This is a genomic window from Geobacter argillaceus, from assembly GCF_007830735.1.
Taxonomy (GTDB): domain Bacteria; phylum Desulfobacterota; class Desulfuromonadia; order Geobacterales; family DSM-12255; genus Geomobilibacter; species Geomobilibacter argillaceus.
This window is the reverse complement of the sequence record NZ_VLLN01000031.1, coordinates 33,472-47,345: the sequence shown is the minus strand read 5'-3', so window position 1 is coordinate 47,345 and position 13,874 is coordinate 33,472. Positions and strand designations below refer to the sequence as shown.

The 13,874-nt window shown below is 56.8% G+C and carries 19 protein-coding genes; 18 read left to right on the top strand and 1 reads right to left on the bottom strand.

Annotated features, from left to right (window positions below):
- On the bottom strand, positions 1–256 hold a 256-nt coding region (locus tag JN12_RS17880; RefSeq protein WP_170242045.1), incomplete at its 3' end, for a helix-turn-helix domain-containing protein.
- A gap of 93 nt (positions 257–349) precedes the next feature.
- Between JN12_RS17880 and JN12_RS17875 the strand changes: the two genes are divergently transcribed.
- The 18 genes from JN12_RS17875 (at position 350) to JN12_RS17790 (ending at position 13,839) form a co-directional block, all read left to right on the top strand.
- On the top strand, positions 350–655 hold the full coding sequence (locus JN12_RS17875) for a hypothetical protein (protein ID WP_145025295.1): 306 nt from the start codon (positions 350–352) through the stop codon (positions 653–655).
- Positions 656–701: 46 nt separating this feature from the next.
- Positions 702–1,220, top strand: a complete 519-nt coding sequence (locus tag JN12_RS17870; RefSeq protein WP_145025293.1) for a DNA-binding protein — start codon at positions 702–704, stop codon at positions 1,218–1,220.
- Between the two features lie 53 nt (positions 1,221–1,273).
- A complete protein-coding gene (locus tag JN12_RS17865; protein ID WP_170242042.1) occupies positions 1,274–2,140 on the top strand; it encodes a transporter in 867 nt (288 codons plus the stop codon).
- A gap of 29 nt (positions 2,141–2,169) precedes the next feature.
- Positions 2,170–3,042: a hypothetical protein gene (locus JN12_RS17860; protein ID WP_145025289.1), complete on the top strand. Its 873-nt coding sequence runs from the start codon at positions 2,170–2,172 to the stop codon at positions 3,040–3,042.
- 239 nt (positions 3,043–3,281) lie between these two features.
- Positions 3,282–3,860, top strand: coding sequence for a class I SAM-dependent methyltransferase (locus JN12_RS17855; protein WP_145025287.1), 579 nt, complete (start codon positions 3,282–3,284; stop codon positions 3,858–3,860).
- An 87-nt stretch (positions 3,861–3,947) separates the two neighbouring features.
- A complete protein-coding gene (locus tag JN12_RS17850; RefSeq protein WP_145025286.1) occupies positions 3,948–4,277 on the top strand; it encodes a CGGC domain-containing protein in 330 nt (109 codons plus the stop codon).
- Between the two features lie 9 nt (positions 4,278–4,286).
- Positions 4,287–4,577 carry a J domain-containing protein gene (locus JN12_RS17845; RefSeq protein WP_145025284.1) on the top strand — a complete coding sequence of 97 codons (291 nt, stop codon included), beginning with the start codon at positions 4,287–4,289 and terminating at the stop codon, positions 4,575–4,577.
- Positions 4,574–5,374 (top strand): sterol desaturase family protein, encoded by an 801-nt coding sequence (locus tag JN12_RS17840; protein ID WP_145025281.1) that lies wholly within the window; start codon positions 4,574–4,576, stop codon positions 5,372–5,374. The genes JN12_RS17845 and JN12_RS17840 overlap by 4 nt, the downstream gene beginning before the upstream one ends.
- 68 nt (positions 5,375–5,442) lie before the next feature.
- Positions 5,443–6,033, top strand: a complete 591-nt coding sequence (locus JN12_RS17835) for a TetR/AcrR family transcriptional regulator (RefSeq protein ID WP_145025279.1) — start codon at positions 5,443–5,445, stop codon at positions 6,031–6,033.
- A gap of 156 nt (positions 6,034–6,189) precedes the next feature.
- Complete coding sequence (locus JN12_RS17830; protein WP_145025277.1) at positions 6,190–7,362, top strand: efflux RND transporter periplasmic adaptor subunit; 1,173 nt, start codon at positions 6,190–6,192, stop codon at positions 7,360–7,362.
- Positions 7,359–8,561, top strand: a complete 1,203-nt coding sequence (locus tag JN12_RS17825; RefSeq protein WP_145025275.1) for an ABC transporter permease — start codon at positions 7,359–7,361, stop codon at positions 8,559–8,561. The genes JN12_RS17830 and JN12_RS17825 overlap by 4 nt, the downstream gene beginning before the upstream one ends.
- A gap of 4 nt (positions 8,562–8,565) precedes the next feature.
- Positions 8,566–9,252, top strand: coding sequence for an ABC transporter ATP-binding protein (locus JN12_RS17820; protein WP_145025273.1), 687 nt, complete (start codon positions 8,566–8,568; stop codon positions 9,250–9,252).
- A 22-nt stretch (positions 9,253–9,274) separates the two neighbouring features.
- Positions 9,275–9,886, top strand: a complete 612-nt coding sequence (locus tag JN12_RS17815; protein ID WP_145025271.1) for a class I SAM-dependent methyltransferase — start codon at positions 9,275–9,277, stop codon at positions 9,884–9,886.
- Positions 9,887–9,930: 44 nt separating this feature from the next.
- Positions 9,931–10,239: a rhodanese-like domain-containing protein gene (locus JN12_RS17810; protein ID WP_145025269.1), complete on the top strand. Its 309-nt coding sequence runs from the start codon at positions 9,931–9,933 to the stop codon at positions 10,237–10,239.
- 84 nt (positions 10,240–10,323) lie between these two features.
- Entirely contained in the window at positions 10,324–10,683 is a 360-nt protein-coding gene (locus JN12_RS17805) for a cytochrome C (RefSeq protein ID WP_145025267.1), read from the top strand.
- Between the two features lie 96 nt (positions 10,684–10,779).
- Positions 10,780–12,462: an FAD-dependent oxidoreductase gene (locus JN12_RS17800; RefSeq protein ID WP_145025265.1), complete on the top strand. Its 1,683-nt coding sequence runs from the start codon at positions 10,780–10,782 to the stop codon at positions 12,460–12,462.
- 356 nt (positions 12,463–12,818) lie between these two features.
- The gene (locus JN12_RS17795; protein ID WP_145025263.1) at positions 12,819–13,340 is read left to right on the top strand and encodes a nitrous oxide reductase accessory protein NosL; all 522 of its coding nucleotides are present in this window, start codon (positions 12,819–12,821) and stop codon (positions 13,338–13,340) included.
- A gap of 58 nt (positions 13,341–13,398) precedes the next feature.
- Entirely contained in the window at positions 13,399–13,839 is a 441-nt protein-coding gene (locus JN12_RS17790; protein WP_145025261.1) for a hypothetical protein, read from the top strand.
- The last annotated feature ends 35 nt before the right edge of the window (positions 13,840–13,874 follow it).

The following is a 13,874-nucleotide window of genomic DNA, read 5'->3' as shown; positions in this document are numbered from 1 at the left end:
GCTGTTTCCGCTCAAGTGCAGCTTCGAGGCCATCTTCTACAAAACGCTTCTTCAGGTGTTCAATTGTCCGACTACTCACACCAAGTGCCTCTGCAGTATCAGCAACACTCCAGCCTGGACCATTATCACCGGCATCAGAAAGCAACAAGGCACGGGCGTGGACAAACCGCCTTGCGTGGGTCTTTCCACGCTTGGTTAAGGCTTCAAGATCTTTACGCTCCTGCTCGGTAAGTGTTACTCGGTATCTTGGCGACATGGTGGCCTCCTTGAATGAGTTACGCCAGTATGCCATATACCGCAATTAAACGAAATATTAAATGTTAAGTGGTACTAGAGGAGGAATATCCAGATGAAAAGAGGCACAATCATTCCCACACTGGCAGCTATCGCAACCCTCACCTTGACCGCCCAGGCATTTGCCCTGGGGGGCGGCGGACGGATGGGAGGGAGCATGACAGGAAGCCATCAAATGTCATCCACGCACCAACAGGGTGGGGGACAAGGAAACGTGATGCAGCATGGCTCCACCAGCGGCACAGCCATGCAGAAAGGCCCGATAAACGGTACCGGTCAGCAGAGCGTTATGCAAGGCAGAGCGGGAAATGCTGCCGGAGCCCAGCACACGCCTGGCAGCGGCATGACTGTTACGCAATGACCCGTTTTCATGGCCACAGAGTAAAGCCCCTCCGGAGTTGTTGAGCATGAGCATTATACGCTTTTCTCCCACAGTAACGCTGGCAGTCTTTCTGAATTGCCTGCTGATAGGCAGTGCGTCCGCGGGCTTTGGCTTCGGCAACGATGACCTGGGGAAGAGCGGTCTTGACTTCAGCAAGGGGTACGATGTCAACACGGTGACCACCGTTTCGGGCCGAATCATCTCTTCCCCCCGGACCGATGAACATGAGCAGGTTTTCGTTGAGGTCAAGGCCGATGGTGACATCATCAGTTTCAGTCTCGGTCCGAAATCTTTCTGGGATAAAAAGGAAATCCCGCTCCATCCCAACGACGACATCGCCGCCAAGGGATCCAAGGCCCAGGGGAAAGACGGGAAGACATATCTGCTGGTGCAAAAACTGACTAATCGAACAACCGGCGCCCAGATGGCAGTACGCAGCGAACGGGGTGTAGCTGCCTGGTCCGGGCGAAATGCGGGCGGCATGATGTTCAATGGGCCGGGGGGCGGCATGCGGGGCAATGGCGGCAGCATGATGAGACGCTGAAGACAGCCGAGCCGCTCTGTGCACAGTCGGCTTTCTTCAAAAAGGAGCTAATGGTGAAACAATCTCTTGGGTCGGGACGGCTTTTCATCCTTCTCGCGGTAACAGCCACTCTTTTCCTCCCGGCAGCCGTTCATGCCGCCGGACCTGCCTATTCCGTCGGCCTCGGCTTCGAATTCGCCACCGGCAAGTATGGTACCGGCACCAAGACGGACTCCATCTACCTGCCGTTTACCGCGGCCATCTTCCCAACGGAGCGGCTCGATATTTCTCTGGAGCTCCCCTTTGTCTACCAGAGCTCAAGCGCCGTCGTGGCGGGCCAGTTCATGGGGATGCAGGGGCAGTCCGCGGGGACGCGGTCGGTTGGAGCCGCGATGAGCGGCCCACGAGCGGGCTCCGGCTCCATGACATCCGCATCGTCGGGAACTGTTGACAATTCCCAGGACGGGCTTGGCGACATGAAGCTGAAGGCGGGATATGTGCTGTATACCGAAGAAAAGCTTGTGCCGACCATCCGCCCGAACTTCTTCGTAAAAATTCCCACTGCTGACAAGAATAAGTTTCTCGGCACCGGCGCGTTCGACGAGGGGATGGCCGTGGAGCTCACGAAATGGTTCGGCAACTGGTTTGCCGACGGTGAGGCCGGGTATGCCTTCCAGGGGAAATCGTCGGTCCTGGCGGTCAGGGATTATCTGTATTACTACGCCGGGGGCGGGTACCAGCTCACCGACCGGTTGCGCCCGATGTTCCTTGTCAAAGGGAGCACCCCAACAGTCGAAGGAGCCTCGGCCCTCATGGAGGCCCGACTGAGGGTGAAGTACCAGCTGACCGAGCATGCCGGCTTCGACGGGTACCTGGCCAAGGGAGTTGCCGATGCCAGCCCCGACTTTGGCACCGGGGTAGCGGTGTTCTACGATTTCTGATCACGACCACAAAATAAGGAGTCATAACGATGAAAAAAATCATTGCAGCAATAGGGTTGATGAGTGCGGCGGCTATCGCCGGCTGCGGCGGCAGCGGCAGCAGCAGCACTGCCCAGACGGCACCGGTAAGTGGCGTCGTTGCCGACGGCTACCTCCAGAATGCCCTGGTGTTTCTCGACAAGAACGGCAACTATCAGCTGGATGCCGGGGAGCCGAATACGACTACCGACCAGAACGGCGGATATACCCTGAATATTGATCCTGCCGATGTCGGCAAGTATCCGATCGTGGCGGTGGCGATCAAGGGCCAGACCATTGACAGGGATACGGGCAGTGCGGTTTCGAGCAGCTATCTCCTCAGCACGCCGGCAGCCGGTGTTTCCGGCACGGTCAGCAATTTCATCAGCCCGATGTCGACACTTATCATGGAGAAACTCCAGGCGAATCCCGGCATGACCCTGGCAGACGCCATGGCCCAACTGCGCAACCAACTGAACATGCCTGCCGGGATGGACATGCTCGGCAACTACGTGGCAGGTGCCGGGCCAGGGCAGTCGTTTGTGGCACAATACCAGACCATGCACCAGGTCGCCCAGCAGATGGCAGGCCTGATGGGTTCACAGTCCGGGCTCGTCATGAGCGGCAACAACGCCAACATGGCCAGGTTCCGGAGCATGATGGGGCAGATCAACCAGAACCTGCCGCAGATCGCCAGCAACGCCGGTCAGGTAAACAGTACGTTCATGAACTCCATGATGAACCAGATGCAGACGACACTCACCGGCATCCCGGTATCGTCGGGCCTCCGGAATTTCTCCTCCTTGTTCCGCAACATGACCAGCCATCAGTATTTCTGGAATTACTCGTCCGGACAGATGCGTCCCCGCAGCGGGATGATGTAGTTCTTCACCCGCGTCCTAGATCCATAACGGCCGCCTCCGTTCAGGAGACGGCCTTTTCGTTCTGGACGGATTTACCGGTTGTAATCACAGTTACGAAGTGATATCAGCATATTTATGAGGGTACGATGGGTATCGACACAGCTAATGAATGTGCGAAGAGCTGCCCCCCTCGGCCATTCAATCAGCCTATTTTTTTCGGTCGGTTTACCCGTGGATAATCACGTTATGGGGAGAAATGCATGAAGGTCCGCGACAGCGGCATGCCCGACGAGGAGATGTGGACCGGTTTTTTCGATCCGGCCAAGGTCCTGAGCATTTTCGGTCTCGACAGGGGGGTACGGGACCTGGTTGAATTCGGTTGCGGCTATGGAACCTTTACCCTGGCGGCCGCCGGAATTGCCGAAGGAACCGTCCATGCCCTGGACATTGAACCGGCGATGGTGAGCATTGTCCAACAAAAATGCCGCGAAGCCGACATCGCCAATGTCCGGGCAACGGTCCGCGATTTTGTGACAGCAGGAACCGGCCTGGCCGACAACTCCATGGATGCGGCCCTGCTGTTCAACATTTTGCACCATGAACAGCCGGTGGAGTTGATGAAAGAGGCCCTGCGCGTACTCAAACCGAACGGCATGCTGGCCGTCATTCACTGGAACTATGACCCTACGACACCACGCGGTCCGGCCATGGAAATCCGCCCCCGGCCGGAACAGTGCATCGAATGGGGAAGAGAAGCCGGCTTTCGTTTCAACGAGCGGCACCGCTACGACCTGCCGCCGTACCACTACGGGTTGCTCTTCAGGAAGCCCTTTGCCTGATGAGACCTTTGCTGCCCGTGGGGCAGCCATCAAGGAACGACATCCCAACACGAGCCCATGGTTATGGGAAGACACAAGGAGGCAGTCATGAAGGTAGGCATCATCCGCTGTCAGTTGACCGAGGATATGTGCCCCGGCAGTACCGATTTCAAGGTTGCCGGGGAAGGGACCCTGGCCTTCGCTGAGACCGGTCCGGTGGAGATCATCGGATTTCTTTCGTGTGGCGGCTGCTCCGGCAAGAAAGCCGTCACCAGGGCAGGGATGATGGTCGACCGGGGGGCAGAGGCAATCGTGTTCGCTTCCTGCATGAAGAATGGCAACCCCATCGGGTACCCTTGTCCGCACTTCGCGACGATCAAAGCGGCTGTCGAGAAGAAGCTCGGTCCCAAGACGAAAATCATCGACTGGACCCACTGAGATTATGCCATGACCTATGCCGAGCTGCAGGAGGCGCTCCTGATTCTGGGATTGGGAAAACGCGCCACACTGAAGGAAATTAAGACCCGGCAGAGGGAGTTGGTGAAACGGTACCATCCTGATGCCGGCAATGCCGGCGACCCCGAGTTGATCAGGAAGGTCAATGCAGCTTACGGGATGCTGCTCGACTATGTCTCCGAATACCGCTTCTCCTTTGCCGAGGATGAGTTTTACGAGCAGAATCCGGAAGAACGGCTCTGGATGCAATTTGCCGACGATCCGCTGTGGGGGAAGAGATGAGCCTGACTGGAGAACAGGGCATCCGGCTTGCCTTTTTCTTCGGAGTCCTCACGGTTATTGCCGTCTGGGAGGTCGTTGCTCCCCGGCGGCCGTTGACCGACAGCAAAGGGCGGCGCTGGTTCACCAACCTTTCCCTGGTGGTCATCGACACCGCGGCAACGCGTCTCATCCTGCCGATACTTCCCGTTGGCATGGCAATCATGGCCCAGGAACGGGGATGGGGGATACTCAACACGCCGCTGCTGCCGTTCTGGAGCAGGGTCGTCCTGGCAGTCGTGGTGCTCGACTTCGTCATTTACCTTCAGCACGTGCTGTTTCATTTTCTGCCGATCTTCTGGCGTCTCCACCGGATGCACCACACCGACCTCGACTTCGACGTCACCACGGGGAACCGCTTTCACCCCGTTGAGATCCTCGTCTCAATGGCGATCAAACTTGCGGCTGTATCCTTGTTGGGAGCGCCGGCCATGTCGGTGTTGATCTTCGAGGTGGCGCTGAATGCCACCTCCCTGTTTAATCACGGCAACATCCGAATGCCTGTTTCACTTGACCGGTGGTTGCGACATGCCGTCGTAACCCCGGACATGCACAGGGTTCATCATTCCGTCAATCCCCGGGAGACGAATAGCAACTTCGGCTTCAACCTCCCCTGGTGGGACCGCTTGTGCGGCACCTATTGCCCCCAACCGGAACGTGGCCACGCCGGCATGACGATCGGCCTCAAAGAGTTCCGCGATCCGACTCTGCTGACCCTTCCCCGCTTACTCATTCAGCCGTTTGTCCGAAAGCCATTTTAGCCAGTATTCGCTTGACCTAAATATGTACGTTCGCATATTATGTGAATAACAAATCACATGAGGTGTTGATGTTACCCAAAAAAAGCACTCGCATCCGCAAGGAAGAAATCGTCCGGGCCGCCCTCGATGTTGTCGGCAAACGCGGAGTACGGGCACTGACCATTGCCGCCATCGCCGATGCGGCCGGCATGAGCGAGGCGAACATCTACCGGCATTTCGGCGGCAAGGACGAGATCTTTGCCGCCCTGGCGGAGTTCATCGGCAGTGCGGTGATGGGCAAGGCTGCCACCATCGCCGGAGGAAGCCGCAAGCCGCTGGAGAAATTGAAAACCATCTATTTCTCCCACATTTACCTGATCTCGGAACATCCGGGAATCCCCCGTTTCGTCTTCTCCGACGATGTCCATCTCGGTCACCGGAACATTGCTGACAAGCTGGCGCTACGGATCGGCAACTATGTAGAGACCATAACGGGCGTCATTGCCGCAAGTATTGCCGAAGGCGAATTGAAGCCGGGCCTGTCTCCCCGTGAAACGGCATTGACCCTCCTCGGCATGATCCAGTTCAATGCACTGCGTTGGACCATGGGCAACGCTTCCTTTGACATCCGGCAGGAGGCGGAAAAACTCTGGAATAATTTTATAAACTTGGCTCGCTGATTTTTTTTTGCGTTGCATGTAAATAAATAATCGCATAACATTCAACTCACACGATATACAAAAGAGTCTAGAACACCTTCCCATGTGCATCCCGTCAAACCTGTACAAGACCGTGATACACAGACAACCGTAGCCACGTAGCTTAAGGAGCAATCGATGGATCTGCCGAAGTTTCTGGCCAGGAAAAAAAGATACCTGCTCTGGCCCGTAGCTGTTCTGGCCATAGGCATCGTGCTCAAGCTTACGCTCCTTGCCCCGCCGAAGGTCAAAGTCGTGACCATGGAAAAACGCGATCTGACCGCCCAGGTCTACGGGAACGGCACAGTCGAGGCCAAGGTGGTCGTGGGCATCTCCAGCAGGATAACCGGCAGGATCGTGGCGTTGTATGCCGATCAGGGTAATCGGGTCACACGGGGCCAACTCCTGGCCAGGTTGGAAAACGATGACCTCCTCCAGCAGGAGCGACAGTCCGAAGCCGGAGTGAATAGATCGGCCGCCAGCCTGAGTGTTGAACAGGCCAATCTCAGGAAGGCCCGGGTGAGCCTGGCCCTGGCCGAAAAGAATGCTGAGCGGTACAAACTCCTGGCGGGAAATGATCTGGTCTCCAGGATGGAGGCAGAACAGTACGACACCACCTTCCAGGTGGCCAGGGAAGAGGTCGCCAGGTGTCAGGCAGCCATCGATGCAGCGCGGATGGAACAACATGCCAGCCGTGCAGGTCTCGGCTTTGCCCGGAGCAAGGTGGCAGACACCCTCATCTATGCCCCACAGGACGGGGTCATCATCACCCGCGACCTGGAGTTGGGGGCCACGGTTTCGCCGGGGATGTCGATCTTCACCCTGGCCGACCCGCGTACCGTCTGGGTCAAGGCCAATGTGGACGAATCACAGATGAAGATGGTGGCTTTCGGCAACAAGGCCATTATCACCCTGCGCTCCTCAACCGGCGAGCAACTGCCCGGTCGGGTTGCCCGCATCGGGCATCAGAGCGACCGGGTGACCGAGGAGTTGGAGGTGGACGTAGCCTTCGACAATCCACTGCACAGCCTACGCCTGGGGGAGCAGTCCGATGTCTACATCGTCACGGGGATGAAAAAGGATGCCCCCACCCTCCCCTCTGCCGCCATTGTCACGAAAGACAAGAAACGCGGGGTCTGGATCGTGGAGAACGGCAAGCTCATGTTCCGACCGGTGACCATCGGTATTGAGGATCGCCGCAACGTAACGGAAATCGTCGCCGGTCTCGACGCTGGCGCTCGTGTTGCCCTGGCACCGCCGCCGGAAATGGCCCGATTCAGGAACGGCATGAAGGTGCGGGCCAGCCGATGAATCTTGCCCTCCGGGACATACGCTATCACCGGGGGAGGTTCATCCTGACCGCCATCGGCCTGGGGCTCCTCATCGGGGTGGTGATAAGCATGGGAGGAATCTACCGGGGGCTCTTTGCAGACGCCCTGGCTGTGTTCGACAGCACCAAAGCGGATATCTGGGTGGTGCAGCAGGAGACCAACGGCCCGTTTGCCGAGAATTCGCGCATTCCCGAGGACATCAAGTACCGCATACAAGCTGTGCCCGGCGTGGCCAAAGCATCCCCCCTCTCCTTCCAGACCATACAGATCGAGCGGTTGGGGAAGCCGTTCCGTTTCTTCCTCATCGGCTACGATCCGAACGGCTTCGGCGGCCCACCTGAGATCATCGCCGGCCGGAACATCCGCCAGAAGCACTTTGAGATGGTGGTCGCCAAGGCGATGGGAATGGAGATAGGCGAGAAGATTCACCTGGGGCTCAACGACTATACGGTGGTGGGAATTACCGGCAAGGTCGTCTCTTCCGGCGGTGACCCGGCGGCCTATGTGAGCCTGGCGGACGCCCAGGAGATCCAGTTCAAGAAGGACAATAACGCCATCAGGAACGACCGGGAGCGGATAGCCGCCAACCTGGCCGACTTTCAGACCCTCTCCCCGGCCCAGTCGAAATTCCTGCAACAGAACATCACCGGCATAACGGAGTCGACACATACGGTAAACACCATTGTGGCCAGGCTGGCACCGGGGGCAGACTTGTGGGAGGTACAGGAACGGATCAGCCGCTGGAACCATTTTCGTCCCATTTCGGCCGAGGAACAGACCAGGATACTCACCAAAGGAATGATAGAGAAAGCACGGATGCAGTTGGGCCTTTTCCGGCTCATCCTCCTCGTCATCTCGGCGGTCATCATCTCGCTGATCATCTACACCTCCACCATAGACAAGATTAAGGTTATAGCCACACTCAAGCTGATCGGGGCACAAAACCGGGTGATCATCGGCATGATCCTCCAGCAGTCACTGCTGATGGGGGTCATCGCCTACGCCATCGGCTACGTGCTGATCCTTCTCACCTATGAAAAATTCCCCCGCCGGATCGTGCTGGAAGCCTTCGACCTGCAAGCGCTCTTTGTCATCGTTATCGCCATCTGTACGATTTCAAGCTTCGTGGGGATACGGAAGGCCCTCAAGGTCGAGCCGGCAGAGGCATTGGGGGGGTAAATCCATGTATGCCGTCGAAGTGGAACGACTGACAAAGATTTACGGCAAGGGGGAGACTACGGTCACCGCCATTGCCGATGCCACCCTCCGGGTCAAGCCGGGAGAACTGGTCGCCATCCTGGGTCCGTCGGGATCGGGAAAGACCACGCTGCTCACCTCCATCGGCCTGATCAACGAACCGACCCACGGCAGGGTGGTCATCGACGGCACCACAGTTGCGGATGAAGGGTGGCTGCCTGGTCTCGATCTGAAGCGAATCCGCCGGGAAAAGCTCGGCTTCATCTTTCAGGCCCACAACCTGATCCCCTTCCTGACAGCAATGGAGAACGTCATGGTCGCACTGGAGATTAACAACCTGACCAGGAATAACGCCAAAGTCAGGGCAACCGAACTCCTGAATTCGCTCAATCTCGGCCACCGACTGGGTAGCTACCCCTCGGTCCTTTCCGGCGGAGAGGCCCAGCGCGTGGCCATTGCCAGGGCCTTGGCAAACCGACCGAAGGTGATCCTGGCCGACGAACCGACTGCGGCCCTGGACACCGAAAACGGGAAGAACGTGATGACTCTATTGAAGAAACTGGCGGTGGAAAACCGTTCGGCCATCCTGGTAGTCACCCACGACCACCGGATGGTGGAGGGATTCGACAGAATATTCCATGTCAGCGACGGTCGGATCACTAACGAAAAGTAACCGGTGGAAGCGGGAGGAACCCATGAACTGGGATGAACGGTACAGCGAACCGGGCTTTGCCTATGGCACGGCACCGAATGATTTTCTCGCATCTGTGGTCGACAGGATTCCACGCGGAAGGATTCTGTCCCTTGCGGAAGGAGAAGGCCGCAACGCAGTCTACCTCGCCTCGCTCGGATACGCGGTGACCGGGGTAGACGGCTCTGCAGTAGGCCTGCGCAAGGCACAAGAACTTGCCGCGGAACGGGGCGTTGCCATAACCACGGTCGTGACGAATCTGGGCGATTTCCAGATCGAGACTGAGCAATGGGACGGGATCATTTCCTGTTATTGCCATTTGCCGTCTGCCATCCGCATACCGCTCCACCGGGCCGTTGTCAAAGGGCTGAAGCGTGGCGGGGTCTTTGTTCTGGAGGCGTTCAGCAAGGAGCAACTTGCCTACGGCACCGGAGGGCCACAATCTCCTGACATGCTCATGTCTCTGGAAGAATTGAAGAGGGAACTGAGCGGATTGGAATTTATCCATGCCGTTGAAATGGAACGTGACGTGCATGAAGGAAACAAGCATACTGGTCTGGCAGCGGTGGTTCAACTGTTGGGGGTCAAGACCGGCGACAGCGAAAGGAATCGCTGATCCGTAAAAAAGAAACTTTCCCCATCGTGTAAAAAGGAGAACGGATGCAATCCAAGGAACTTGCCAAACGGATGAAATCAAAAAAGCCGCCAACTGTCATCGATGTCAGGAGCGGTTTCGAGTTCCGAAATGGGCACATACCCGGCGCGATTCATGCATCAATCTGGAAAATCTTGTTACACCCGGCGCACATCGCTTCCGACAAAAGCACTGAACTGGTAGTGACCTGCGAACATGGCCCCCGGGCTCAACTGGCTAAAGGATTACTCAACGCCTTCGGGTACCGGAATGTTGTTCTGCTCGAAGGGCATATGGCCGGCTGGCGTCAGGCCGGGGGTCCACAAGAATTGTAACGTCAAAAGGCATCACATTAAGAAAATGGCCGGTACGCATTTGACGGTGCCGGCAAATATTACACAGTTCAAGGGAGTACTTTTATGAGAACGATTATTGCGCTTACCATGCTGCTCGTTATGTTGACAGTTCCTGCCCATGCCAAACTCAAAACCATTGGCCAGGTTGACCATCAGGAATTCGATCAGAGTAGCTTCCCCCAAAAAATGAAGGAGGCATATTCTTTAATGAAGTCAAAATGTCTCGTCTGCCACACGATGGAGAGAACGGTGATGGCCGTAACTACGGGGATTGCCCCCATTTCAAGTACCGTTTTCGACAAGAGCGCAGCCCGTACCTATTGCAACAAGATGCTCAAGAAACCCAACGCTAACATGTCAAAGCAGGACGTGAAAATCATAGTTGATCTTCTCAATTATCTGCTGGATCAAGCAGCGAAATAATAAAGTCATTGCTCCGGTGAATCAAAAAACTGAAGGGGTCTGCATAGGTGGGCTTTGGATGGTCGCGGACTAATATATTGAAAAGGAACCGGTCTCATGAAAATTAACATTGTAGTCATCGGTGCAAATGCCGCCGGAGCCAAGGCGGCTTCCAAGGCAAAACGGATCAACCCCAAGGCCGAAGTGACCCTGATCGACCGGGGCAACTTCATCTCGTACGGTGCCTGTGGCATACCGTACTATGTCTCGGATGACGTAACCCATGTCCAGGAACTGATGAGCACACCGGTCGGAGTGGTACGGGATGCCACGTTCTTCAAAAAAGTCAAAGGGGTTACGGTCAGGACAAACAGTGAGGTGACGAGAATCGACCGTGAGGCGAGAATCGTTCACCTCATGGAACCAGCTACCGCTCAGGAAGCGTCGCTTGAATACGACCGACTGATCCTTGCCACGGGCAGTTCTCCCTTTGTTCCTTCGCTGGACAATGTGGATCTCCCAAACATCCTGACCGTCAAATCGATCGAGGATGCCGAAGCACTGAAATCACGTGCCATAGCCGGCAGGTCCGCCTGTATCGTCGGCGGCGGTCTGATCGGCCTGGAAACGGCCGAAGCACTGAAACAGAAAGGGATGCAGGTCACGATCGTCGAGATGCGCGACCAGCTTCTGCCGGGGATACTGGACCCGGAACTGGCGTTCCTGGTCGAAAAACAGGTCAGGCAACAGGGGGTCGCGGTCATGACCGGTGCCCGGGTGACCGGTTTCCGCGGCAAGGAAGGGGTGGAAACAATCCTCATCGGCGACCGGGAACTGAAGGCTGACCTGGTCGTCCTCGCCCCCGGCGTCACCCCCAATGTCGACCTGGCGCGGGCCGCAGGGCTGGAGATCGGCGTGACCGGCGCCATTGCCGTCGACGCAAGGCTGTGCACCAGCGACCCGCATATTTATGCCTGCGGCGACTGCTGCGAAACCACCCACCTGATTACCGGCAACAAGGTCCATATCCCCCTGGGGAGCACGGCCAACAAGCAGGGACGGGTGGCCGGGATCAACGCAGCCGGCGGCGGGGCCACCTTTGCCGGCGTCATCGGCACCAGCATCATCAGGGTGTTCAACATCAATGCCGGCAAAACCGGCCTGACCGAGGCCGAAGCCAGGGCCAACGGCTTCGATGTGGAGACCGTCATCTCGCCGGCTCCCGACAGGGCACACTTCTTCCCGGGAGCAAAACCGATCGTCCTGAAGATGATCGCCGAACGGAAAACCGGCCGGCTCCTCGGCCTGCAGGCCGCAGGCGAAGGGGCCGTTGACAAGCGGCTCGATGCCGCGGCGACCGCCATAACCTTTCATGCCACGGCGGAACAGTTGTCCCAGGTGGACCTGGCCTATGCCCCCCCCTATTCCTCTGCCATGGACAACCTGATCGTGGCGGCGGACATCCTGAAAAACAAGCTCGCCGGCCATGCCAGGGGGATTACGCCCCAAGAGGTCAAACGCAAATTCGATGAAGAGGACGACTTCATCCTGCTCGATGTCCGCTCGCCGGCGGAACATGGAGAGATCGGTATCGCAGGGGCAAAACTGATGCCGCTCGGCATGCTGCGGGAGAAGCTGGACGAGCTACCCAGGAACAAGGAGATCATCGCCTTCTGCAAGGTCAGCCTCAGGGGGTACGAAGCCCAGAAGATCCTCGACGCGGCAGGTTTCGAGAACACGAAGTTCATGGATGGCGGCATACTGGCCTGGCCCTACCCGCTCAGGGGCGCGCTTCGCTAAGACCAGTTTCATTCGATTGTAACAATGACCCATTGGCGGCGCCAGTGGGTCTTTTCGTGAAGAAACTCAACAGTTACCTTCTCTAATTCAGAGCTTGTCCGTAAATAAGCTTGCGATCCCGCAACCCGTCTTCAGAGCATCTTTGCCCCGGCCTCAGTCACAAAATCCTCGACATAGCCCTGCTATGCCTGCGGTTTTACTCAATCGGCCAAGTCAAATCTGCCCCAAAGCCGGGCGCGCTCTTCGCGGCAGTTATTTACGGACAAGCTCTTGAAGGTATTTGCGCAATCCGGTCTTGTAATTTGATTTAATTTATTATAATTGTCCTACAATATCTGCAATTGAAAGGAGACAACATGCGCATCTTTCTACTGCTCGCTATCGGCCTTTACCTGTCGTCGTCGACGCCAGCATTGGCAGTGCCGCCGACTGACATCACGCAAGCCCCGGTATGCCGTCACTGCGGCATGGATCGTGGGAAGTTCAGCCATAGTCGGATGCGGATCGAGTATGAGGACGGATCGACGGTTGCCACCTGCAGCCTGCACTGTACAACCGTTGAACTGGCCAACACTATCGACAAGCTCCCGGCCGGTCTGAGCGTCGCCGACTATGACACCAAAAAACTTATCGATGCCGAAACGGCTGCCTGGGTGATAGGGGGCAGCAAAAAGGGGGTGATGACCGGCCGGGCAAAGTGGGCTTTTGCCTCCCGTGGAGCGGCGGAACAATTCATCAAGACAAACGGCGGACAAATGATCAGTTTTGATGATGCCATCAAGGCAGCATATGACGACATGTACCAGGACACCAAGATGATCCGAGAATTCCGTAAGATGAAGCACCCCAAGCATAAGGAAGGCATGCCTTCTCAATGAATGTCGAAGAGGCGGCGCTCAAGGGAAAAACCTGAAAATTTTCGAAGGAGAACGATCCATGAAACGGCTACTGCCCTGGGGACTGCTCACATTCTGCCTCCTGGCGTATCACCCCGCGTCTCTGTCGGCCACCCCCACTCGCACCGTGCAGGATACGTATCAACCCCTCCCCAAACCCGGAGCAAAGATACCACTGGATGCCGACCACTATTTCACCTATGGTTTCGACAAGCCACCCAAAATCGGCATGTCTATCATGAGGGTGGAAATATTCAGCCGAGACGGAAAACATGACACGTCATTCGTCGTCAAAGGCGACGCGGACATGCCCTCCATGAGGGGAGCCCACAGTACCGGGGACAAGGATTTCGCACTTTCCGCAAAGGGGGTGTATCTCCTCCCCGTCCGGATCGTTATGCCGGGAGATTGGGAAGTACGATTCACCTTCCAGAAGAAAGGAAATACGGCATTTCGTGGTGCATACCTTTTCGACATCTAACGTCCGTCCGATAATGGTTCCTTTTCGACTCAGAC